The 22804-nt window shown below is 64.7% G+C and carries 22 protein-coding genes; 8 read left to right on the top strand and 14 right to left on the bottom strand.

What is annotated here, in order from left to right; all coding sequences use genetic code 11:
- Window positions 1–197: 197 nt before the first annotated feature.
- From P7A97_RS11475 to ampE, 3 genes are all read left to right on the top strand, one after another.
- Window positions 198–2513 (top strand): DUF1631 domain-containing protein, encoded by a 2316-nt coding sequence (locus P7A97_RS11475; RefSeq protein WP_277690079.1) that lies wholly within the window; start codon window positions 198–200, stop codon window positions 2511–2513.
- A 92-nt stretch (window positions 2514–2605) separates the two neighbouring features.
- A complete protein-coding gene (ampD, locus tag P7A97_RS11470; RefSeq protein ID WP_277690078.1) occupies window positions 2606–3169 on the top strand; it encodes a 1,6-anhydro-N-acetylmuramyl-L-alanine amidase AmpD in 564 nt (187 codons plus the stop codon).
- The gene (gene ampE / locus P7A97_RS11465; RefSeq protein WP_277690077.1) at window positions 3166–3987 is read left to right on the top strand and encodes a regulatory signaling modulator protein AmpE; all 822 of its coding nucleotides are present in this window, start codon (window positions 3166–3168) and stop codon (window positions 3985–3987) included. The genes ampD and ampE overlap by 4 nt, the downstream gene beginning before the upstream one ends.
- Window positions 3988–3996: 9 nt before the next feature.
- Here the strand turns inward: ampE and P7A97_RS11460 are convergent, their stop codons facing one another.
- Complete coding sequence (locus tag P7A97_RS11460; protein WP_277690076.1) at window positions 3997–4902, bottom strand: ROK family protein; 906 nt, start codon at window positions 4900–4902, stop codon at window positions 3997–3999.
- 175 nt (window positions 4903–5077) lie between these two features.
- Here P7A97_RS11460 and P7A97_RS11455 point away from each other — a divergent pair, with 175 nt between their 5' ends.
- A complete protein-coding gene (locus tag P7A97_RS11455; RefSeq protein ID WP_277690075.1) occupies window positions 5078–7108 on the top strand; it encodes a methyl-accepting chemotaxis protein in 2031 nt (676 codons plus the stop codon).
- A 59-nt stretch (window positions 7109–7167) separates the two neighbouring features.
- Here the strand turns inward: P7A97_RS11455 and P7A97_RS11450 are convergent, their stop codons facing one another.
- Window positions 7168–7950 (bottom strand): TatD family hydrolase, encoded by a 783-nt coding sequence (locus P7A97_RS11450; protein WP_277690074.1) that lies wholly within the window; start codon window positions 7948–7950, stop codon window positions 7168–7170.
- Window positions 7951–8012: 62 nt separating this feature from the next.
- On the opposite strand from P7A97_RS11450, the gene P7A97_RS11445 reads away from it, so the two are divergent.
- Entirely contained in the window at window positions 8013–9347 is a 1335-nt protein-coding gene (locus P7A97_RS11445) for a DEAD/DEAH box helicase (protein WP_277690073.1), read from the top strand.
- A 146-nt stretch (window positions 9348–9493) separates the two neighbouring features.
- Here P7A97_RS11445 and P7A97_RS11440 read toward each other — a convergent pair whose 3' ends face one another.
- From P7A97_RS11440 to P7A97_RS11425, 4 genes are read right to left on the bottom strand one after another with little or no spacing between them, the layout of a single operon-like run.
- Window positions 9494–9937 carry a PAS domain-containing protein gene (locus tag P7A97_RS11440; protein WP_277690072.1) on the bottom strand — a complete coding sequence of 148 codons (444 nt, stop codon included), beginning with the start codon at window positions 9935–9937 and terminating at the stop codon, window positions 9494–9496.
- Window positions 9938–9940: 3 nt separating this feature from the next.
- The gene (locus P7A97_RS11435) at window positions 9941–10942 is read right to left on the bottom strand and encodes a response regulator (protein WP_277690071.1); all 1002 of its coding nucleotides are present in this window, start codon (window positions 10940–10942) and stop codon (window positions 9941–9943) included.
- A 53-nt stretch (window positions 10943–10995) separates the two neighbouring features.
- Window positions 10996–12717: a GGDEF domain-containing protein gene (locus tag P7A97_RS11430; protein WP_277690070.1), complete on the bottom strand. Its 1722-nt coding sequence runs from the start codon at window positions 12715–12717 to the stop codon at window positions 10996–10998.
- Window positions 12714–13760 carry an extracellular solute-binding protein gene (locus P7A97_RS11425; protein WP_277690069.1) on the bottom strand — a complete coding sequence of 349 codons (1047 nt, stop codon included), beginning with the start codon at window positions 13758–13760 and terminating at the stop codon, window positions 12714–12716. Before P7A97_RS11425 ends, P7A97_RS11430 begins: the two co-directional genes overlap by 4 nt.
- Before the next feature lie 134 nt (window positions 13761–13894).
- Between P7A97_RS11425 and P7A97_RS11420 the strand changes: the two genes are divergently transcribed.
- The gene (locus P7A97_RS11420; protein WP_277690068.1) at window positions 13895–14752 is read left to right on the top strand and encodes a mechanosensitive ion channel family protein; all 858 of its coding nucleotides are present in this window, start codon (window positions 13895–13897) and stop codon (window positions 14750–14752) included.
- Between the two features lie 7 nt (window positions 14753–14759).
- Here the strand turns inward: P7A97_RS11420 and P7A97_RS11415 are convergent, their stop codons facing one another.
- From P7A97_RS11415 to P7A97_RS11390, 6 genes are all read right to left on the bottom strand, one after another.
- Window positions 14760–15347: a TIGR00730 family Rossman fold protein gene (locus P7A97_RS11415; protein WP_277690067.1), complete on the bottom strand. Its 588-nt coding sequence runs from the start codon at window positions 15345–15347 to the stop codon at window positions 14760–14762.
- Window positions 15348–15592: 245 nt separating this feature from the next.
- Window positions 15593–16165, bottom strand: coding sequence for a HupE/UreJ family protein (locus P7A97_RS11410; RefSeq protein ID WP_277690066.1), 573 nt, complete (start codon window positions 16163–16165; stop codon window positions 15593–15595).
- A gap of 29 nt (window positions 16166–16194) precedes the next feature.
- The gene (gene ureG, locus P7A97_RS11405; protein ID WP_277690065.1) at window positions 16195–16809 is read right to left on the bottom strand and encodes an urease accessory protein UreG; all 615 of its coding nucleotides are present in this window, start codon (window positions 16807–16809) and stop codon (window positions 16195–16197) included.
- A gap of 16 nt (window positions 16810–16825) precedes the next feature.
- Window positions 16826–17500 (bottom strand): urease accessory UreF family protein, encoded by a 675-nt coding sequence (locus P7A97_RS11400; RefSeq protein WP_277690064.1) that lies wholly within the window; start codon window positions 17498–17500, stop codon window positions 16826–16828.
- A complete protein-coding gene (gene ureE / locus P7A97_RS11395; protein ID WP_277690063.1) occupies window positions 17497–17997 on the bottom strand; it encodes an urease accessory protein UreE in 501 nt (166 codons plus the stop codon). The genes P7A97_RS11400 and ureE overlap by 4 nt, the downstream gene beginning before the upstream one ends.
- Before the next feature lie 151 nt (window positions 17998–18148).
- Window positions 18149–18784, bottom strand: coding sequence for a TetR family transcriptional regulator (locus P7A97_RS11390; protein ID WP_277690062.1), 636 nt, complete (start codon window positions 18782–18784; stop codon window positions 18149–18151).
- A gap of 141 nt (window positions 18785–18925) precedes the next feature.
- Here P7A97_RS11390 and P7A97_RS11385 point away from each other — a divergent pair, with 141 nt between their 5' ends.
- Both P7A97_RS11385 and P7A97_RS11380 read left to right on the top strand, forming a co-directional pair.
- Window positions 18926–19996 carry an iron-sulfur cluster-binding domain-containing protein gene (locus P7A97_RS11385; RefSeq protein ID WP_277690061.1) on the top strand — a complete coding sequence of 357 codons (1071 nt, stop codon included), beginning with the start codon at window positions 18926–18928 and terminating at the stop codon, window positions 19994–19996.
- 9 nt (window positions 19997–20005) lie between these two features.
- The gene (locus tag P7A97_RS11380; RefSeq protein ID WP_277690060.1) at window positions 20006–21085 is read left to right on the top strand and encodes a fatty acid desaturase; all 1080 of its coding nucleotides are present in this window, start codon (window positions 20006–20008) and stop codon (window positions 21083–21085) included.
- A 136-nt stretch (window positions 21086–21221) separates the two neighbouring features.
- Here P7A97_RS11380 and P7A97_RS11375 read toward each other — a convergent pair whose 3' ends face one another.
- Window positions 21222–21590 carry a hypothetical protein gene (locus P7A97_RS11375; RefSeq protein ID WP_277690059.1) on the bottom strand — a complete coding sequence of 123 codons (369 nt, stop codon included), beginning with the start codon at window positions 21588–21590 and terminating at the stop codon, window positions 21222–21224.
- Between the two features lie 156 nt (window positions 21591–21746).
- Window positions 21747–22679: a lysylphosphatidylglycerol synthase domain-containing protein gene (locus P7A97_RS11370; protein ID WP_277690200.1), complete on the bottom strand. Its 933-nt coding sequence runs from the start codon at window positions 22677–22679 to the stop codon at window positions 21747–21749.
- Window positions 22680–22804: the final 125 nt, after the last annotated feature.

Genomic DNA, 22804 nt, shown 5'->3' with positions numbered 1-22804 from the left:
CCGTTCGTAGCCCCTGTCTGCTGGCTCTGTGACCTGGGTCATGTCTGTGATAGAGGATGGTTGGTCATCATTCGCCTCCCCCTATAATAAGGTTGTCCATAAACTTTGACGCCATGCCTTTGACGTTACGGATAACGCCCAGCTGATCGTTTTGCAGGTCTGTCCCCACAGCGGGCAGCCTGAGGGAGAGACTCGTAATGAAGACCGACGCGAACGTGGTGCACCTGAACAAGGTCGCCCCCGAGCATTCGCCAACTTCGCCGGCAGGAAGGCTTCCCGTGGCCCTCATCCAGGTGCGCGACAAGGCTGCCCAGCAGCTCAAGCAGGCCATGCAGGCCCTGTTCGACAATGCGGACGATACCCTCTTCGAGATGGCGGATCGTGCGGCGAGTAATACCGAGCAGAATGCCTTCTTCGAAGCGATGCGTGATCTGCGTCTGAAGCGCAAGAGCATCGAGCGCGGTTTTCTGCAGAAAGTCTTCGAAAGTTTCTCCACCCTGAATCAGTACGAGATCGGCAAGGCGCCCGTGCTCGATACGATTTCTTCCGACTCCCTCAGCCTGGTTCACAACGACACGCTGGAGGAGAGCGTTGCCTTGGATGCCATGGTTGCCAGGGTGGTCAGTCGCGATGGTTTGTCTCTCGGTCATCTGACCACGCGCCTGAATGCGGTGATCAGCAAAAAGCTAGAGGACAAGAGCAATCCACTCGGGCCGCGCATGCTCTGCGAGCAGTTCCTCGAGGCGTGCGAAGGGCTGGGTGTGGAGATTCGCATCAAGCTGATCATCCTTAAGCTCTTTGAAAAATACGTGTTTACCGACCTGGGCGAACTCTACGCCGCGGCCAATCAGCAGTTGGTCGAGGCTGGTGTGCTGCCGGAGCTCAAATCCGCGCTACCTGTAAGGCGCCAGCCTGGGCGCTCTGCTGCGGCGAGCCGCGAAGCGCACGAGGCTGCCGTATCTGCAGCGACCGCTGGCGAGGCCGGTGGCTATGCCGACGAAGGCGTGCAGGAGGTATTCGGTGCGCTGCAGGAGCTGTTGTCGCAGGTGCGCGGCACTGCCGTGTTGCCGCGTCGGGAGGTGCCGGTCGGGGCTTTGCCGATCTCCAGCAATGATCTGATGCGCCTGCTCTCGCATATGCAACAGCGGCTGCCAGCCAGCCAGGTAGTCGATGATTTTGATCTGCGCAACCAGCTGGAAAATCTGCTGGCGCGAGCCAGTGCCAAGAGCGGCAAGGCGCGTGTAGTGGGCGAAGTTGATGAGGATGTCATCAACCTGGTTGCTATGCTGTTCGAGTTTATCCTCGACGATCGCACCTTGCCGGACTCGCTCAAGGCGCTGATTGGCCGTTTGCAGATTCCCATGCTCAAGGTCGCGGTACTGGACAAGACCTTCTTCAGTCGTGGCAGCCATCCGGCACGGCGCCTGCTTAACGAAATTGCCTCGGCGGCGCTCGGCTGGAGTGCCCAGGGCGACGAGCAGCGTGACGCCTTGTATCAGCGCATCGAACAGGTGGTGCAGCGGCTGCTTAATGACTTCACCGATGACCCGGCTATTTTCTCCGATGTGCTCGCCGAGTTTATTGCCTTCACTGGTGATGAAAAGCGCCGCAGCGAGCTGCTGGAACAGCGTACGCGCGATGCTGAGGAAGGCCGAGCCAAGGCGGAGATGGCTCGCCAGCAGGTCGAGCAGGCGTTGAACGAGCGCTTGCTGGGGCGCACCCTGCCGGAGGTGGTGGTGCGTCTGTTGCAGGAGGGCTGGAGCAAAGTGCTGCAACTGACCAGCCTGAAGCACGGCCCTGAGTCCGCTGAGTGGCAAGCCGCGCTGACGGTCATGGATGATCTGGTGTGGAGCGTCGAGGTGCATGAGTCGGCGGAGGATCGCCTGCGTCTGCTGGAACTGGTGCCGAGCCTGCTCAAGTCCCTTCGCGAGGGGCTGGCCAGTGCGGCGATCGACCCCTTTGTCACCAGCGAATTCTTCAGCAAGCTGGAAGCTGTGCATGTGCAGGCCTTCCAGCGTTTCAAGCGTGAGATGGCCGAGCCGGAGCCTGTCGAACAGGGTAGCGACGACAATCTGGTGGATCTGGGGGCTGGCCCCTTACTCGAGCTTCCACCGGTCGAGCTGGATGCGCCCGCTGAGCCGCCGGCCATGGTCGAGGTGGTCGAGGAAATCGTCCTGCTGGCGCCGGGCGAGTCTCGTACGCAGGAGCCCGAGGTTAGCCTCCCGGATGACGACGAGGCGCTGCAGCATGTCGACAGTCTTCGCGTTGGCAGCTGGGTGGAGATCCAGGAGGACGAGGAGCACAAGCTGCGCGGCAAGCTGGCGGCCATCATCAAGCCCACGGGCAAGTTCATCTTCGTCAACCGTACCGGCATGAAGGTCATGGAGAAGACACGCATGGGGCTGGCCGTGGAGTTCCGCCGCGGTGCCATTCGTCTGCTGGATGATGCGTTGTTGTTCGACCGGGCGCTGGAGTCGGTGATCGGCAATCTACGCAAGCTCAAAGGCACCTGATCCTATTTGATGCGAAGCGCCCGGTTCATGCCGGGCGTTTTCGTTTCGGTCTGGCGTGCTGCTAGAGTGGCACCAGTCTTTTAGGAGCCTTTATGCAGCTGGATCCCGACAGTGGTTGGTGTGACGGCGTGCGGCACTGCCCGTCGCCCAACTGTAATGCCCGGCCTCTGGGCGAAATCTCCCTGCTGGTCATCCACAACATCAGCCTGCCGCCGGGGCAGTTCGGCACGGGCAGGGTGCAGCAGTTTTTCCAGAACTGTCTGCCGGCAGACGAGCATCCCTATTTCGCGGGTATCGCCCAGCTGACGGTGTCGGCGCATTTCCTGATCGAGCGCGATGGCGGGGTGACTCAGTTCGTCTCGTGTGCCGAGCGGGCCTGGCATGCCGGGGTGTCCTCTTTTGCCGGGCGGGAGAACTGCAACGATTTCTCCATCGGCATCGAGTTGGAGGGCACAGATGATCTGCCTTTCACGGATGCTCAGTACCAGGCTTTGGTCGAGCTGACGCGGCAGCTGTTGCGCACCTATCCTCAGATGAGTGTCGAGCGCATCTGCGGCCATAGCGATATTGCACCGGGGCGCAAGACCGACCCCGGCCCCTGTTTCGATTGGCCGCGTCTGCGTGCGGGGCTGCAGTGTGAGGAGAGTGGGACATGAATTTTCTGGTACTGCTGTTGGTGCTGTGGGTGGAGAAATTCTCCGCCGGTCGGCAGCGTATTCAGCGTGATGGCGCCTGGCTGCAGTGGTTGACTCGTTGTGAGCGGCAGGCTCCCTGGCCCGCGCTGCTACTGGCGGTGTTGTTACCGGTGGGGCTGCTTGGTCTGCTGTTGTTGGTGCTCAAGCCTCTGGCTTATGGCCTGTTGCTGCTGCCGGTGCACCTGCTGGTACTGGTCTACAGCCTGGGGCGGGGCGATGTGCTGGTGGCCCTGGGGCCGTTCCGCGATGCCTGGCGCCGTGGTGACGATCAAGCTGCATTGCATGTGGCCGAGCGCGACCTGGGGCTGGAGGCTGATGGCGAGGCCGAGCTGTTGCAGCGGGTGCAGGACTACCAGCTGTGGCAGGCCTATCAGGGCTTCTTTGCGGTGATCTTCTGGTATGCGCTGCTCGGCCCTCTGCCGGCCTTGACCTACCGCCTGTTTGCCCTGTGCGCCGAGCATGCCGCCCAGCCCGGTGTGGCAGAACGCGCTGCGCAGCTACGCCACGCCATGGACTGGCTGCCGGTAAGGGTACTGGCGGCCAGTTTCGCCCTGGTGGGTAACTTCGCCGCCGTCAGCCGGATGGTGCTGCATGATCTGTTGGCGTGGGATATTTCCGCCGCCCAGCTGGTCGCCAACGCGGGGCGGGCGGCCAGCGAGTTGCCCGAGCCGCAACCGGGCGAGTCGGGGGTGAGTACCCTGGACGAGCTCTGGCAGTTGCTGATTCGCGCGGCTGTGCTCTGGTATGCGGCATTCGCCGTGTGGATTCTTCTGCTGTAAGGACAGCGCTTACCCATAGGTGTGCTCCGGCCACAGCCAGGCTGCGCCGCGCACGCCGCTGGAGTCGCCATGACGGGCCTGTACCAGGCGCGTGTTGACCCGATCCGAGAACACGTGGCGCACGAGCAGAGGTGGCACCTGCTGATACAGCTGCGGGATGTTGGAAAGGCCGCCGCCCAGCACGATTACCTGCGGATCGAGCAAGTTGATCACCGACGCCAGGCTGCGGGCTAGCTGCTCGCAGTAACGCTGCATAGCCTGGCTGGCACTGGGCTCATCGCGCGAGGCAGCCTCGGCCAGTTGCGTGGCATTCACGCCCAGGTTGCTGCGTGCGGCCCAGCCGGGGCCGCTGAGGAAGGTTTCGATGCAGTCTTCCAGGCCGCAGTAGCAGCGGCGCGGCGAACCGTCTGCCGCGGTGCGCCAGGGCAGGGGATTGTGCCCCCATTCGCCGGCCACGGCGTTGGGGCCGCTGAGCAGTTGTCCATTGATGACGATACCGCCACCGACGCCTGTGCCAAGGATCACGCCGAACACGCTGCTGGCGCCGGCACCGGCGCCGTCGCTGGCCTCGGACAGGGTGAAGCAGTCGGCGTCATTGGCCAGGCGCACCGGGCGCTGCAGCAGGTTTTCCAGATCACCCTGCAGATCCTCGCCGATCAGGCAGGTGGAGTTGGCGTTCTTGATGCGCCCGTGGTCGGGCGAGCGTGTGCCAGGGATGCCCACGCCAACGCTGCCGGTACCTCCCAGCTGTTGCTCGGCGTCGCGTACCAGGCGGGCTATGGTTTCCAGCGTGGCCCGATAGTCGCCTTGGGGCGTGGGCAGGCGCTCGCGTAACCGCTCATCGGCTCCTTCCAGTGCGATGATTTCAGTCTTGGTCCCACCCAGGTCAATGCCGAAGCGAAATGGCGCGCGCATTCTTTACCTTAAGTTACAGAGGTTGAGGTCGATATCCGGTATACATGGCCGTCCGGGGGATGTTGTCTGGCCAATGGCCACTTCCGCTGGATTCCAGAATACCGCTACCTTGCCGTTCAATAGATCAGCCTGCTCCCGGCTGGCATAAAACAATAATGGCAACAGGAGACGTCTAGTGAATAGCGTGTTGTACCCTGCCATCGCGCTGATGAACCGCCTGAGCTTCGGCATGAAGTTCAGCCTGATCAGTGTGCTGTTCTTCCTGCCCATGCTGGTCACCAATTATTACTTGGTGAAGGAGTCCTATGACGCCTTCGTCGATACCCGCACCGAGCTGGAAAGCCTCGGCGTGCTGGGCACCAGCATGAAGCTGCGTCAGCAGCTGGAGCAGCTCAACGATCTCTATCAGATCAATGCCGTGCTTGGGCAGTCTGGCCAGGCCGAGCAGCTTGGCGCGCAGATTGTCGAGCTGGAAAAGAGCGTAGCCGCGACCCTGGAAGGGCTGGAAGCAACCAGCAACGATGCCCAGCAGGTCGAGGAATTCAACAACCAGCGCGACTCGATCAAGACGGCCCTGGCCGCCGTACAGGCGGAGAGCTCCCTGCGCAGCAAGGCTGGTCTGGTGGTCAAGGCGCTGGACAATGCCGAGGTATTCATCAAGTTTGTCGCCAGCCAGTCCGGCCTCAGCCAGGACAGCGAGCTGACCGTGCGCCAGATGGCCGAGCTGATGACCAATGTCACCCTGCCCGTGACCAAGGTGCTCAGCGAGGGACGTGCGCTCGGTTCATACACGCTCGGACAAGGCATTCTCGGCTCTGCCGACAGCACCAAGCTCGACGACATGATGCTGAACATGGAAAAGCTGCATGCCGAGTACGGTTTCAAGTTGCAGAGTGCGCTGCAGGGTAGCCCCAAGGCGCAGAGCAGCCTGGGGCTACTGGCTGAAACCAGTCGCAGCAGCCTGACCGAGAGCAGTGTGGTGCTGGAAGAGCAGCTGCTCATGTCCGACAGCCTGGATGCTCCCTGGCGCGGCTTCTATGACGGCTTTACCCAGGCCATCGACAAGACCTATGCACTGAATGACGGGATCCTGCGCTTTCTCGAGCAGGATCTGAGTCAGCGTCTGGAACAGAAGCGTCTGCAGATGGTACTTCTGGTGGCTGCCCTGCTCCTGGTGTTCCTGTTGATCGGCTACCTGTACGGCGGCTTTTACGTCTCTACCCGCGCAACCCTCAAGGGCTTCGGCAAGACCCTGAACCAGGTGGCGGCCGGCGACATGACAGTGAGCGTCAATGTGCGTAGCCAGGACGAACTGGGCGAGCTGGGCCAGGTGTTCAACGGCACGGTGGCGAAGATTCGCGATCTGATCGACCTGGTCGGCAAGACGGTCATCGAAGTGGAACGCCAGGCCGACAGCGTGGAGCTGGTGTCCGGGCAGAGCAGCCAGGCGGTCAGCGCCCAACGCGGGCAGATCGAGCAAGTAGCCACGGCGATGAATGAAATGTCCGCCACCGCCCAGGAAGTAGCCCGTAGCGCCGCTGCTGCCGTGGACAGTGCGCAGAGCGTCAATCAGGAAACCGTCAGTGGCCGTGAACTGGTGGGCTCGCAGGTTGGCAGCATCCAGCGCCTGGCCAGCGAAATCGACCAGTCGGTGAACGTGATCAACCAACTGGCCGCCGACAGCGCCTCGATCAGCCAGGTGCTGGAAGTGATCAAGGGCATTGCCGGGCAGACCAACCTGCTGGCACTCAATGCGGCCATCGAGGCGGCGCGGGCCGGCGAACAGGGCCGTGGTTTTGCCGTGGTGGCCGACGAGGTGCGCAACCTGGCCAAGCGCACCCATCAGTCCACCGAGGAGATCGAGCAGATGATCGGTCGCCTGCAGAATGGCGTGAACGCCACGGTGACCGCCATGAACGGCAGCCATCAGATGGTCGAGAGCACCGTCAGCCAGTCGGCTCAGGTACAACAGGCGCTGGAGAACATCCTTGGCGCGGTAGGCATGATCGTCGACCAGAACCAGCAGATCGCCGCCGCCGCCGAGCAGCAGACGGCGGTGGCCCATGACATCGACATGAACATCGTCGAGATCAACCAGGCCGGCGAGCGCACGGCCGAAGGCGCGGTGCAGACCGAGCAGGCCAGCCGCCAGCTGTCCGATCAGGTGTCGCGCCTGAAGGAGCTGATCAGCGCCTTCCGCGTCTGATCTTCAGCCTGCAAGTTGCGAGGCCCGCCAATCGGCGGGCCTCGTCGTTTCCGGCAGGTTCACAACTGCCAGCCGAACAGCTCGGCGGCGTTGCGGCTGCTGGCGCTGGCCAGCTCTTCCGGCGAAATGCCGCGCAGCCCAGCCAGCGCGCTGCAGATGGCCGGTAGATGCTCAGGACTGTTGCGCAGGCCCGGGTACATGGCTGGGGCCATGTCCGGTGAATCGGTCTCCAGTACGATGGCTTCCAGCGGCAGGCGTGGAATCACCTTGCGCAGGCGCAACGCCTGCGGCCAGGTCGGTGCGCCGCCCAGGCCCAGCCTGAAGCCGAGGCGGATGTATTCGCGGGCTTCTTCATAGCTGCCGGCAAAGGCGTGAACAATACCTCCGCGTGGCGGCTTGAAACGCTTGAGCGTGGCGATGGTGGCCGCGTGGGCGCGGCGCACATGGAGCAGGGCGGGGAGCTCGGATTCGATGGCCAGCTGCAGTTGTGCCTCGAACAGCGCCTGCTGCTGCTCGCGATCCAGCGTCTCCAGGTAGTAGTCCAGGCCGAACTCGCCCACCGCGCAGAGTTTTTCCTCGCCGGCCAGGCGCTGTAACCAGTCGCGCAGCTCGGCCAGATGCTCGGGACGATGCTGGCCGAGATAGACCGGGTGCAGGCCGAAGGCGGCGAACAGCCCTACCTCTTGCTGGCACAAGTCCCACAGGCGCTGCCAGTTGTCGCGATAGACGCCGAGCACCACCAGTCGCTCCACGCCCAGGTGGCGGCTACGGGTCAGCAGCTCACTGCGGTCGGCGTCGAAATCGGGGAAGTCGAGGTGGGTGTGGGTGTCGATCAGCTGCATGCACGCATCATAAGCCTGGGGCGGGTAAACTGTGCACTTTGCCTTTATCCGGTTGCTCTGCCATGTCCTTCGCCAACCTTGGCCTGATCGATTCCATCCTGCGCACTCTTGAGGCACTAGACTACCGCGAGCCCACGCCGGTGCAGAAGCAGGCCATTCCTGCCGTGCTCAAGGGCCGCGACGTGCTTGCCGCGGCGCAGACCGGCACCGGCAAGACCGCCGGCTTCGCCCTGCCGCTGCTGCAGAAACTGACCATGGAAGGCTCGCAGGTGGCGGCCAACTCGGTGCGCGCGCTGGTGCTGGTGCCGACCCGCGAGCTGGCCGAGCAGGTGGCGCAGGCCGTGCAGCAATACGCGCAGAACCTGCCGCTGCGCACCTACTCGGTGTATGGCGGGGTCAGCATCAACCCGCAGATGATGAAGCTGCGCAAGGGCATCGACCTGCTGGTGGCCACCCCTGGTCGTCTGCTCGACCTGTACCGGCAAAACGCCGTGCGTTTCGACCAGTTGCAGGCACTGGTGCTGGACGAGGCCGACCGCATGCTCGACCTGGGCTTCGCCAGGGAGCTGGACGAGCTGTTCAGCGCACTGCCGCGCAAGCGCCAGACCCTGCTGTTCTCCGCCACCTTCTCCGATGCCATCCGGCAGATGGCCAAGGAGTTGTTGCGCGACCCGCTGAACATCGAGGTCAGCCCGCGCAATACCACGGCCAAGAGCGTCAAGCAGTGGCTGGTGACGGTCGACAAAAAGCGCAAGAGCGAGTTGCTGCTGCACCTCTACCGCGAGCGTGGCTGGGACCAGCTGCTGGTGTTCGGCAAGACCCGCAAGGGTGTCGACGAGCTGGAGCAGTTGCTGCTGGCCGAGGGCATCGCCACCGACTCGATCCACGGCGACAAGCCGCAGCCGTCGCGCCTGCGCGCGCTGCAGCGCTTCAAGGCTGGTGAGGTGCGCGTGCTGGTGGCCACCGACGTGGCCGCCCGCGGCCTGGACATCAGCGAGCTGCCAAGGGTGGTCAACCTCGATTTGCCGATCGTGGCCGAGGATTATGTGCACCGCATCGGTCGCACCGGCCGTGCCGGCGCCAGTGGCGAGGCGGTGTCGCTGGTGTGTGCCGACGAGGTGGATCAGCTGGCAGCGATCGAGACGCTGATCGGGCAGATCATTCGCCGCGAGGACGAGCCGGGCTTCGAGCCGGATCACCGGGTGCCGCAGACCGCGCCGGGCGGCGCGATCCTGAAAAAGCCGAAGAAGCCCAAGATCAAGGTCATTCCGGGGGCGGGGGCCAAGGGCAAGATTCACATGGGCAACTGGTTCGAGGAAGACACCAGCAAGCCCAAGGTCAAGGCCGTGCGCGCCGTGCCCAAGCTGGGCGAGAAGCCAAGGCCGAAGAAGAAGTAGCAGAGGCGGCGTGGTGTTTTTGTGGGAGCGGCTTTAGCCGCGATGCTTTTGCGCTGCCTCTCATCGCGGCTGAAGCCGCTCCCACTCAGCTCCAGCGTCGTGCCCAGCCGCCCGCGAGAGGCCCGAGGCAGATCCTCATTTCAGGCTCAGCCCTGGCGCAGCTGGGCCACCGCCGCATCGGTCATGTCGTAGATCACCAGGCACACGTGCTCGACCTGGCCGCCGGTGGCGGCCAGCGGCAGGATGGTCAGGTTCTGGTACATGAAGTCGGCCTGGCCGGTGATCGGCCGGTAGCTCTTGAAGTGCAGCAGGTAGGGACGCTGTTGCCACAGGCTGAAGGCGCGCGTGCCCAGGCGCAGCACGGTGCCGACCTTGCGTTCCAGCCAGGGCCGGTCGATTTCCGGGAAAACCTGAAACAGCTCGCGGCCCTGCACCTGGTCGGCGCCCAGGCCCGAGTGGTTCTCCATGAAGCTGTTCCACACTTCGATATGGAAGTTGCGGTCCATCACCAGCACGCCCACGTCCAGGCACTGGACGATGTCCAGCAGCCAGTGCAGTTCACGTATGTCGATCTGGGCTTGGCCGGCCATCGGTTACTCCATCAGGTACTGGATCTTGCCGCTGAGCAGCGGCACCGAATCTTCGGTGAACAGCAGCAGCAGGTTGAAATGCACGGCGTGGCCCTCCAGGCCATAGCTGATTTCCACGGCCAGCGTCTGGCGCCAGCGGGTACGGTTGAACTGGATCAGTTCATCGATGGTTTGCGCGTGCTGGCCCAGCAGCTGGGGGTGGCCCAGGGAGAAGCGCACGTCAATCTGTTCGGCGATGCCGGAAAGGCAGGCGCCGATGAGGATGCTGGCCAGGTCGAGGAGCATTTCCGAGGTGCCGGTTTCGTCGCCTGGGCGCAGGCCGAGCAGGCGGCGGATATCATCGATCTCCGAGTCGTGGAACAGCAGCAGCGCCTCGCCGGCGATGGCCTCGCCGATAAAGCCCTGGCATACCGCGCTGAGGCAGTCGCCACGGTTGGCATCGGCCAGGGCCATGTGCAGCTCGCTGGCTTCGAACAGGTTGACCGCCGGAATCGGCAGCTGCACGAACACGCCGAGTTCCTCGGCGAGCAGGGCGGCGGCGCGGCCCATAGCGACGTTGCTGACTTCGCGCAGGGCGTCGCGGAAACCGACTTTGCCGGTGTCCACCGCAGACGTCGACGCGGCCTCGACGCTTTCGCCTTCCTGCATCAGCCCCAGGCGGAGCAGTGTGTCGCGCAGCTCCTGCGGGTCGGCCGGCTTGCGCAGAAAGGCCAGGGCGCCCAGCTCCTGTACGCGGCGCAGGGCTTCGGCCTGCACGTCGCCGGAAACCACCAGGATGCTGCACGGCAGGCCTTCCTCCTGAACCTGTGCGAGCACCTGGTAACCGTCCATCACCGGCATGGTCAGGTCCAGCAGCATCACCCGGCCGAGGCCCTGGCGAATGGCCGCCAGGGCCTCCTCGCCATTGGCGGCCTGGGTGATCTGCACCGGCCAGTCCGCAGGCAGGGCGCGGATCAGCTGTTTGCGGGCCATGCCCGAGTCATCGCAGACCAGAAGTGGAGTCACGTGGGTCGTTCGCCTGTTGGGTGCCAGTTCATAGCAAGCATAGCCTTATGCCTTCAGCGTGGCCCGAGTGGATCGTAGTTGTAGGTGTTGCGCCCGGCGTTCTTGGCCGCGTACATGGCCCGGTCGGCCTGTTGCAGCAGGGATTCGATATCGTCGCCATCGCGGGGGAACAGGCTAACGCCCATGCTGGCCTGTACCTGTACTTCCCGGCCGCCGATCAGCATGGGCAGCTGGAAGCGCTCATGCAGCTTCTGCAGGACGGCCTGTACCTGCTGCGGCTCGTCCAGCTGCTCGATCAGAACGACGAACTCGTCGCCGCCCAGGCGCGCCACCGTATCGCTCTCGCGGGTGGCCGAGCGCAGCAGGTTCGCTACCGCCTGCAGCACACTGTCGCCGGTGCCGTGACCAAAACTGTCATTGAGCTCCTTGAAATGATCCAGATCGACGAACAGTACGGCCAAGGGGCGTGCGCTGCGGCGCGCCGTGGCCAGGGCGTGGTCGAGACGCTCGAAGAACATGCGTCGGTTGGGCAGGCCGGTCAGTGGGTCGTGGCGGGCCAGGTGTTCGAGCGCGTTGCGGCTCTGGCTGAGCTCGTCGAGCTGGTCGAGGATTTCCTCTTGCATCTGGGCGAAGCTGCGGGCCAGCTGGCCCAGCTCGTCCTGGCGTTCCACCGGCAAAGGGCTGCGCAGACGGTTGCGGGTGAACTGCTGTACCGCGTTGTTGATGCTGGTCAGCGAACGGGTCATGGCCCGTGAGGCGAAGATGGCGACCAGCACCGCGACCAGGCTGGAGAGCAGCACCACCTGGGTGATGCGCAGGCCAAGCCGGTGGGTTTCCGCCAGGACATGGTTTTCCGGTTGGGCCATGCCAAGTACCACAAATCGGTTGGGATCATAATCGCCAACCTGCAGCTTCACGAAGGCCGCCAGCAGTGTTTGTTGCTCTTCGCTGCCGCGACTGACCAGGTTTTCCGGGCCACTCTGATCGAGTAGCTGATTGACCTGGGGAAACTCCTCCTGGAGCAGCAGGCGCTTGCCCTGGTCGAAGCCGAAGGTGCGCCGATGATCCGGATGGATCAGCAAATCGCCCCAGTTGTTGCTCAGGTACACCCGGTAATAGTCCGGCAGGTCGCTCTTGAGCTGGGCGAACAGGCGGTCCAGGTCGACATTGATGACGATCAGGCCGAATACCTGACCATCGCTGCCGAGCACTGGGCTGGACACATGCAGGGTGGGTTTGCCTTGGCCGGAGTGCACGCCCAGCTCGCGGTTGATGACGATGGGCGACAGGCGTACCTGGCCGGCTTGCAGGCGCAGGGTGTCGAACACGTAGGCGAAATGCCCTTTCTCCTGCAGCTGTGCATCGTCGACGCGAATCAGTTGCTCTCCATGGCGGTCGATGCGTACCTGTTCCAGGCCATGGCCCGCTGCGCTGATCAGGCGGATCTGCAGGTACTCCGGGTGTACCTGCATGGCGGCGCGAAACAGTTCAGCCAGGTCGCGCTCGTTGTGCTGCAGGCGCCAGGTGTCGGTCAGTGTGGGTAGGTCGCGCTCGCTGCTGACGTCCGCCAGCAGGCGTACTTCCCGGGAAATGTTGTCGAGGCTGCCGCGCAGGTTGCGCCCCAGAACCTGGGTGGCGGTCAGCAGGTCGCGCTCGGCCGCCTTGAGCAGCGTGCTGTGGCTGCTGCTGTAGGAGTGATAGCCGGTCAGGCCGCTGACCAACACGCCGAACACCGCCAGCAGGCAGCCGAGCTTGAAGGCGATGCCGGTTTTCATGGCGCCTCTACCAGCGGTGGGCGCTCACCGGAGAGAATGCGCTGCCACAAGCGCGAGCGGCGCTCGGCATCTTCTACCGGGCGGAGCCAGAGCATGCGCCCCGGTACTTCGACATCGGCCGCTTCCTCAGTGGTATTGGACAGGCCCTGGCGCTCAACCAGGGCTCGGCTCATGGCCTCGTCCAGGCTGAAGTCGATCCAGGCCTCGGCCAGTGCAAAATCGCGCGCGCCACGGCTGATGGCCCAGCAGTCGAGCCAGGCCAGCGCCCCTTCACGGGGAATCACATAGCCGACATCGGCGCCGGCATCGCGCAGCTGTTTGAGCTGCTGGCGGCCATAGTTGGCCCACAGCAGCGCCACGCGGTGCTCGCGGAACAGCGCGGCGGCTTCTTCCGGCAGGCTATAGAAGGTCAGCACGTTGCGTCGCAGGGCAATCAGCTGATCGGTGATGGCCGGGAACTCGTCCGATTCGATGGCAAAGGGCGCGCGACCTCGGGCCTGGCTGGCCAGGGAGAAATTGTGGCTGCTGCCGTTGAAGGCCAGTACGCGGCCGCGCAGGGCCGGGTCCCAGAGGCTGGTGATGGATTGCGGTGGCGTGCTGAACTGGCTGCGGTCATAGATCAGCCCCATGTCCGAATAGGTATAGGGAATGGCATAGATCTGGCCGTTGTGGTGAATGCCGGGAATCTTGCGGTAATCGCGAAATCGCCAGAGCTGGCGGGTGGTGTTGGCGATGCGGGTGGGATCCAGCGGTTGCAGCAGGTCCTGCTCAATGTAGTGGGCGATCTCGGCGGTGTTGGCGGCAATCAGGTCGTAGTCAGCGCCATTGTGCCTGGCCAGCTTGCTGCGCATGACATCGTCGTTGCCGACCAGGGTGACTTCTACCCTTGCGCCGTGGCGGCTCTCGAACTGCCTGATCAGATCCGGCTCGGCATAGCCGGGCCAGGCCAGCAGGCGCAATACCTTGCCCTCCGCACTCGCCAGCGCGGGAAGCAGGGCGAGCAGGCTGGCGAGGATGAGCAGTGGCAGGCGAAGGTACGTCATGGACGAGGCCAAAACCGGGAGCGCCTGTGCAGTGTATACGATGGCAATCTGCCTTGCTTTGCGACGCCACCGGGCAGTCTGCGCCAGGCGTGCTAGCGTTTCTCGGGTCACTCACCATTTGCAGGTATCGCGTCATGGAAGAAGAAGGGAAAGAACTGATCACGGTGGGTACCACCAAGGTCAACCAGTTGATGGACATGGTGGCGCAGTACGGCGCTGCCTTCGCCGTGAAAATTCTTGCCGCCATCGCCTTCTGGGTGATTGGCCGCTGGCTGATCGGCTTTGCCGTGAGCATGGTGCAGAAGGCTCTGGGCCGGCAGTCGGTGGACCCGACCGTGCTGCGCTACGTGGGCAGCTTCATTACCGTGACGCTGAACATCCTGCTGGTGATCGGCATCCTCGGTTACTTCGGTGTGCAGACCACCACCTTCGCCGCGCTGATCGCTGCGGTCGGCCTGGCCATCGGCATGGCCTGGTCGGGGCTGCTGGCCAACCTGGCGGCGGGTGGCTTCATCATCATCCTGCGGCCGTTCAAGGTCGGCGACTTCATCAGCGCCGGCGGGGTCACCGGCACCGTCACCGAGATCGGCCTGTTCGTCACCGCGATCAACACGCCGGACAACGTGCTGACCCTGGTCGGCAACAACAAGATTTTCAGCGATAACATCCAGAACTACTCGCACAATGCCTTCCGCCGGGTCGACCTCAAGGCCCAGCTGGCCGGCAGTGCCGACTGGAAGGGTGCGGCGGCGCTGCTCAAAGAGCGGGTTGCGGCCCTCGACAATGTGCTGGAAGCGCCGGCGGTGGATGTGGAAATCCTCGAGTTCAATCTGGTCGGCCCGGTGCTGGCGGTGCGGCCCTATTGCCACACCGACCATTACTGGCAGGTGTATTTCGACACCAACAAGGTGATCAAGGATGCCCTCGGTGAGGCCGGCTACCCGGCGCCGATGCCGGCGCAGACGGTAATCGTGCAGCAGTCGTCCAGCTAAGCCGCCGTCACTTCGGCTCGCGGTCGACCCATTTGGGCGCGGCCGTGGGCTGCCAGGCGGCCAGACGTTCGAGCAACTCGCTCGGCGACTCGCTGACCTGCAGCATTGCGCGGTGCGGTTCGCGGACGAAGCGCTCGGCCACCAGGTGGTCGAGGAAGCCGGTCAGGCGTGCGTAAAAGCCATCGACTTCCAGCAGGCCCAGCGGCTTGGCGTGGTAGCCCAGCTGGCCCCAGGTCCACACCTCGAACAGTTCCTCCAGCGTACCCAGTCCGCCGGGCAGAGCGATGAAGGCATCGGCCAGCTCGGCCATCCGCGCCTTGCGCGCGTGCATGCCGTCCACCACTTCCAGGCGGCTCAGGCCGTTGTGGCCTACTTCGGCGCGTTTCAGGCTCTGCGGGATGATGCCGATCACCTCGCCACCGGCCGCCAGGGCGGCGTCGGCGACGATCCCCATGAGGCCGACTGCGCCGCCTCCGTAGACCAGCGTCAGGCCGCGTTCGGCCAGGCTGCGGCCCAGGGCCTCGGCCGCTTCACGGTAGATCGGGCGGGCGCCGGGGCTGGCGCCGCAGAACACGCAGACGGATTTCAGGCTCACGCGAAACGCTCCCAGATGATGCGAGGGCGCACAGGGTAACCCTGTCCGAATGGTCAGGCGAGTTCTTGTGGGCAGGCACCGCTGGCGCCAGCTGCATAGGTGGCGAGCAGGCAGCGAATGAAATCGTGGATGGGCATGGCGGGTTCCTCGACGGCGATGAACCCCAGCCTAGGCAACGGGCCGGGAATCGGCCCGTTGATTGTTTCGATGGTGCTGATAGCCGGCGCCTTGCACGCCGGCCTGCCTTAGCCGGCCAGCAGCCAGGCGCCGGTGATGGCCGAGGCGCCACCGGCGATACGCACCAGCGGCGCGGCAGCGCGCGGCAGGTAGCGGGCGACCAGGTAGCCCAGGCCATGCAAAGCGGCGGTGGCGGCGACGAAGCCGGCGGCATAACCCCAGGGGCTGGCTAGATCCGGCAGTTCCAGGCCGTGGGCCACGCCGTGGGTGAGGGCGAACAGTGCAGTCAGCCCGAGCGCCACGGCCATCGGCAGTCGCGCCGCCACGGCCACCAGCAGGCCGAAGGCCAGCACCGAGCCGGCGATGCCGGTTTCCATCAGCGGGATTTCCACGCCGGAGAAGCCGAGTACACCGCCCAGCAACATGGTGGCGACGAAGGTGACAGGCACGGCCCAGCGGGCGGTACCGCTCTGCTGTGCAGCCCACAGGCCGACGGCGAGCATGGCCAGCAGGTGATCGAGGCCGGTGATGGGGTGAGCGACGCCGGACATCAGGCCGGAGTGGTCGTGGCCGGCATGGGCGAAGGCCACGGCCGGGCTGAGGAACAGGGCGATGGCGTAGAGTGCTTTGCGCAGATGCATGGGGTTCTCCTTGTGTGAGAGCGCGGCGCTTAGGCGGCGGTCAGCATGCCGTGGCGTTCGATGAAGGCGATGATTTCGTCCAGGCCCTGGCCGACCTTTTGGTTGCTGAAGACGAAGGGCTTGTCGCCGCGCATCTTGCGTGCGTCGCGGTCCATCACTTCCAGCGAGGCGCCGACCATGGGCGCCAGGTCGACCTTGTTGATCACCAGCAGGTCTGACTTGCAGATGCCCGGGCCGCCCTTGCGCGGCAGCTTGTCGCCGGCCGATACATCGATCACGTACAGGGTCAGGTCGGACAGCTCGGGGCTGAAGGTGGCGGACAGGTTGTCGCCGCCGGATTCGACCAGGATCAGGTCGAGCCCGGGGAAGCGGCGGTTGAGCTGGTCCACGGCTTCCAGGTTGATCGAGGCGTCCTCGCGGATGGCGGTGTGCGGGCAGCCGCCGGTTTCCACGCCGATGATGCGCTCGGGCGCCAGAGCCTCGTTGCGCACCAGGAACTGGGCGTCTTCCTGGGTGTAGATGTCGTTGGTGACCACGGCGATGTTGTAGCGCTCGCGCAGGGCCTGGCACAGGGCCAGGGTCAGGGCGGTCTTGCCGGAGCCGACCGGGCCACCGATGCCGACACGCAGGGGTTGGCTGTTCATCTTGGGTTTCCTTTTCTCATGAGCGGAATAAACGGCTGTATTGGCGCTCGTGCGCCATGCTGGCCAGGGCCAGGCCGAAAGCGGCGCTGCCCCAGTGTTCGGGTTGTTTGTGGCTGGCGTCGTGCTGGGCCTGCTCCAGCAGCGGTAGTAGCTCGCTGGTCAGGCGCTGGGCGGCCTGCTGACCCAGCGGCAGGGTCTTCATCAGCACCGCCAGCTGGTTTTCCAGCCAGCCCCACAGCCAGGCGGCGAGGGCATCCTGCGGGCTGATCTGCCAGGCGCGGGCGGCCAGCGCCCAGGCCGGGGCCAGGCCCAGTTCGGGCTGGCTGGCGAGAAAAGCGCGGGCGGCTTCGTCCAGCTCCGGCAGGCCTTCGAGCAGCTGGCGCAGGGAATAGCCCATCTGCCGGCTCTCCAGGGCCAGCTCGCGGGTCTCGCGGCTGGCGCGATGCTGCCCGGCCAGTTCGGCCAGTACCGGCCAGTCTGCGTCGGCAGCCGCCTGGCAGTGCGCCAGCAGCAGTGGCGCCTCGAAGCGCGCCAGGTTGAGCAGCAGCTGGTCGGCGATCCATTGGCGGGCACTGCCCTGGTCATGCACCAGGCCCTGGTCCACCGCCATCTCCAGCCCTTGCGAATAGCTGTAGCCGCCGATGGGCAGCTGTGGACTGGCCAGACGCAGCAGGGCCCAGGCCTTGTTCATGTGCGCACGCCGAACTGATGCAGGCGCGGCGCGTAGTTGAAGTCGGCATCGCCTTGGTGCGAGTGGTGATGGCCGCCACCGTAGGCGCCGTGTTCCGGATGGAAGGGCGCCTCGACCGTGCAGGTGGTGGCACCGAGCTGGTCGAGCATGGCCCTGAGCACGTAATCGTCGAGCAGTCGCAGCCAGCCATCGCCCAGTTGCAGGGCAACGTGGCGGTTGCCCAGGTGATAGGCGGCGCGCATCAGCTCGAAGCTGCTGGCGCAGGTGACGTGCAACAGTGCTTCGGGGCGGGCGCAGACGCGCACGATGCGGCCGTCTTCGGCGCGCAGGCAGTCGCCATCGCGCAGCGGCGGCTGACCCCGTTCTAGGAACAGGCCGGTTTCTTCGTTGGCGGCACTGAAGCAGCGCAGGCGGCTCTTGCTGCGCGCCTCGTGGGTCAGGTGGAGCTCCTCGTCCCAGTGGGGTTGAGGATCGAGGCGGTGATGAATCACCAACATAGTGGACATCCGATCAGGAAATGTCCCAGGGCTAGAGCAAGGCCCTTGCCAAGCCGTCACGGCCCCATTCTGGCGGCCTGATGCCTGATAGTGGGGCTATGTCGCGCCTTATATTGGTGCTGGGTGGTTGCGCGTGCGCAAAGGTGGTGCGCTAGCTGCGCCCCTGGCCGAGCCCCTGCCAGTGTTTGGCTCCGATGAAGATGAAGCGCAGCTGCTGGGTCATCTTGGCTTCCGGGGTCAGGTGCGCGGGCAGATTGGCGGCCGGTGGGTCGATCAGCTCGGGCAGGGTGGCGAACACGGTCTTCACCACCAGGTCGGACACCACTTCCAGCGCTGGATCGTTGAGGTGCGGTGTGCGGTTGAGCAGCTTGAGGTCGGCGACCAGATCATCGGTGATGCGCTGGCGCAGGCGACCGATGGCCTGGCGTACCGGCTGCGAGCCGCCGTACTGCTCGCGGGCGAGGAACAGGAACTGGCTGCGATTGGCGCTCACGGCGTCGAGGAAGATGCGCGTGCTGGCCTCGATGATGCTGCCCATCTCGATCTGGCTGCGGCGCACCTCGCGCAGGGTGCTGCGGAAGGTGGCGTCCACTTCCTCGACCAGGGCCAGGCCCAGTTCGTCCATGTCCTGAAAGTGCCGGTAGAAGCCGGTGGGCACGATGCCGGCGGTGCGGCTGACCTCGCGCAGGCTCAGGCTGCCGAAGCCGCGGCCGCTGTCCATCAGGTTGCGGGCGGCATCCATCAGGGCCAGGCGGGTCTGCAGTTTCTGTTCGGCGCGGGGCGACATGGGCTTCAGGCTGTTCGTGAGGGTGCGGCGCACTCTAGCAAAAGCGTTCGATCAGCGTCGAACTGGATGTCAGTGAACAAGTGTTGACTGAGTTAAGGCTATCTGCCAGTTTAGTGAACAAATGTTCACTGGGTGGGTTCGATGGCTGTATTGCCTTTTTCTCTGGTTCGCGCCCTGGCGTCCGGGCTGCGTCCGCTGCGCGCGCTGGTGGCCAGACGTTGGTTGCGCGAGGCCGAAGTGGATGCGCTGCTGGGTGGGCTGCACCCGGCTTGGCGGCTCAATCGGGTGATGGCGCGGGTGATCGGGCGCGACTGGGTCAGTGATGACCTGTTGGCGCTACGCCTGCGCTGCAACGGCAATGAGCGCGACTGGCGAGCGGGCCAGCATGTGCAGCTGTACCTGGAGCTGGACGGCGTGCGCCATTGCCGCAGCTACAGCCTGACGCGCGTGGAGCGCGGCGGGGTGATCGAACTGGGTATCCGTCGCCAGCCGGACGGCGTTATCTCTAACCGTTTGCTCGACCATCTGGCCGTAGGCAGCGTACTGGAGCTGGGGCAGGCCCAGGGGGAGTTGTATTGGCCGCAGCAGGCCGAGGGCGTGGGTCTGCTGGCGGCCGGCAGCGGTATCACCGCGCTACTCGGCCTGCTGCGCGAGGCACTGGCCCGCGGCTATGCAGCGCCGATCACCCTGCTGCACTACGTGCGTGAAGCCGGGCAGCGGGCCTATATGGCGGAGCTGCAGGCGTTGATGCGGCGGCATGCCAATCTGCAGGTGCGCTGGCTGCTGACCGGGCAGGGCGCGGGGCGTTTTCAGGCTGAGCATCTGCAGGGGATGAGCGGTTTCGCGCTGCTGGCCTGTGGCCCGGCAGGCTTCGTCGAGGCGGTGCGGGCGAGCTGCGGCGCTGCGTTGCAGAGCGAGGCCTTCAGCCCGCTGCGGCGGGTCAGTGACGCGGGTCAGCCGGTGCGGCTGGAGTTCGCGCGCAGTCGCCTGCAGGGCGCGGGTGACAACGCCCGTAGTCTGTTGGAGCAGGCCGAAGCTCACGGCCTGCGCCCGGCCCATGGTTGCCGTCAGGGCATCTGTGCCAGCTGCACCTGCCTGCTGCTCGGTGGTGCGGTGCGTGATCTGCGCAGCGGCATTGTGAGTGCCGAGCCAGGACAACCCATCCGCCTGTGCGTCAGCGCACCGCTGGGTGATGTACGAATCGATGTGTAAGGAATCACGATGCGACTCGACCGTGAACTGAACAGCGCCGAGCTGGAGGCTTTCGCCGCCGAACTGGACGGCTTGCGCCAGGCCGTGGTGGCTGACCTGGGCGAGGCTGATGCCCGCTATATCCGCCGGGTACGCAGCGTGGTGCGCCTGTGCTGCTGGAGCGGCCGGGCGCTGCTGATGCTGGGCTGGTTTCCGCCGACCTGGCTGCTCGGCACGCTGCTGCTGGGGCTGGGCAAGATCCTGGAAAACATGGAGCTGGGCCACAACGTGATGCACGGCCAGTACGACTGGATGAACGACCCGCAGTTGAGTGGTCGCGACTATGAATGGGACATCGTTGGCCCGGCCGATTTCTGGCGGCACACGCACAACCATATGCACCACACCTGGACCAACGTGATCGGCATGGACGACGACGTCGGCTATGGCGTGGTGCGGCTGTTTCCCGAGCAGCGCTGGAAGCCGTTTTACCGCTGGCAGCCGCTGTGGGTGACCTTGCAGGCGCTGCTGTTCCAGTACGCCGTGGCCATCCAGCACCTGCGCCTGGATCAGTGGTTCAAGGGCCGCATCGGCAGCGACGAAGTGCGTCCGCTGGCCCGCCAGTTCGGTGCCAAGCTGCTGCGCCAGTGGGGCAAGGACTACCTGCTGTTTCCGCTGCTGGCGCTGCTGTTAGGAGCCAATGCCCTGGCCGTGCTGGCCGGCAATGCGCTGGCCAACCTACTGCGCAATCTGTGGACCTTCCTGGTGATCTTCTGCGGCCACTTCACCGAGCGCGCGGCGGTGTTCAGCAAGGAATCGGTGGTCGGCGAAAGCCGTGGTCACTGGTACCTGCGTCAGCTGCGTGGTTCCAGCAACCTGCAGGGCGGCAAGTTGCTGCACATCCTTACCGGCAACCTCAGCCACCAGATCGAGCATCACCTGTTTCCCGACCTGCCGGCGCGACGCTATGCCGAGCTGGCGCCACGGGTACGCGAGATCGCGGCGCGCTATGGCCAGGTGTACAACACTGGCCGACTGTCGAGCCAGTTCTTCAGCGTGTTGCGGCGGATCTGGATCTACCGCCTGCCGCCGGCCAGTTCGTGGCAATAGGCAGCGGCGTGTATCTGAGGGCTCTGAATCGCGGCTGAAGCAGCTTCCACTAGTTTGGGCCTCAAGTCTGTACGGTCGGTTTATGGGCCAACAAAAAGCCCGGCATGTGCCGGGCTTTGGGGACGTGCAGCCTGATTCAGGCGGTATGGCGGCCGACTCGCTCGCTGCCATTCTCGGCGACGTCACGGCTGTCGATCAGACGATCGGAACCACCTTCGGCGACGCGGATGCCTTTGGTGCGCTCGCTGCCATTCTCGGCGACGTCACGGCTTTCGATCAGGCGATCGGAGCCACCTTCGGCGACGCGGAAGGCCTTGGTGCGTTCGCTGCCATTTTCGGCAACATCGCGGCTCTCGATCAGGCGATCAGCGCCACCTTCGGCCACTGTGCTCTGGTGGTGGACGGGCTGTCGTTCGATCAGCGGCGGCTGCTCGTTACCCGGTAGGGCGAAGGCGCTGCTGGTCAGGGTAGCCAGGATCAGGCTGGCAAGTAGATGCGTTTTCATCTCGGGCTCCTTGTGGGGGCGTCAGTGAGTACGGGGGCCATACTACTGGCGCGGCGCCAAGACAAAAGTTAAGCCTCCTGATAGTAGCCATCGACGGTGTCAATGGACGGCGCGGAGGCCTCTAGTGCGGGTGTTTGCTAGTCAGGCCCGCCCTGTCTAGTGCTGTCTTTTGCCGCGCCACTGCTGCCACTCGAAGGCGATCACTACCAGCAGTGACAAGGCGAACGGCAGTAACAGGTAGAACACGCGGAACACGATCAGGGCCGCCAGCACGTCGGCCGTTGGCACATCGGGCAGGGCCTTGAGAAAGGTCACCTCCAGCACGCCAAGGCCGCCTGGCGCGTGGGACAGCAAGGCCAGGGAAAACGACACGAGGAACACGCCGAGCACGGTCAGGTAGCCCGGATTGCTGGCCTCGGGCAGGGCGAAGTAGATGATCGCCGCCGCGCAGAACAGCTCCAGTGGCCCCGCCAGCAGCTGGCGGGCGACGATGGGCAGGCGTGGATATTCAATGTGCAGCTTGCGCCAGGTCCAGGGTTTGAAATGGCGCCAGGAGCCCAGTACATAGAGCGCCACCAGGCCCAGCAGCAGACCACCCAGCACCTTAGCCAGCCAGGGCTGCAGACCGAGCAAGCGTTCGATCAACGTCGGGTTGAGCAGCAGGACCAAGCCCCCCGCGAGCAGTACGCCGAGGGCGAAGGTGAAGGAGCAGAAGAAGATCAGCAGGCCGATCTCGCCGGGAGTCAGGCCTTTGCTGGAATAGGCCCGGTAGCGCACCACCGCGCCGGAGAACACCGAGGCGCCGATGTTGTGGGCCAGGGCGTAGGTGGTGAAGGAGCACAGGGTGATGAACCACCAGGAGATTTTCTTGCCCAGGTGAGCAATGGCGATGCGGTCATACCAGGCCAGGGCGCAGTAGGCGCCCAGGGTCGACAGGCCGGCCAGTAGCCAGTGGTGGGTATCAATCGCCAGAAGGCTGCCGCGAAGCTCGGCAAGGGAGATGGAGCGGACTTCCTTGTACAGCAGGTAACCGGAGAGGGCGACGGCGAGCAGGCCGATCAGCGTCCAGATCCAGTCGCTCTTCTTCATCTTCAACAGGACACTCCTAGCGCCCGCTAAAACGCGGTAGGCGAGCGATTGCGCGAAGCCGGATGGCCGGCCAGGGGCGCTGCCAGGAAGAAGCTGCCCCGGCGCGGCCGGGGCCTTAGTCTGTT

The organism is Pseudomonas sp. GOM6 (genome assembly GCF_029537485.1).
Taxonomy (GTDB): domain Bacteria; phylum Pseudomonadota; class Gammaproteobacteria; order Pseudomonadales; family Pseudomonadaceae; genus Aquipseudomonas.
Note: the sequence above shows the minus strand (reverse complement) of the source record. Positions and strands in the feature narration are given on the sequence as shown.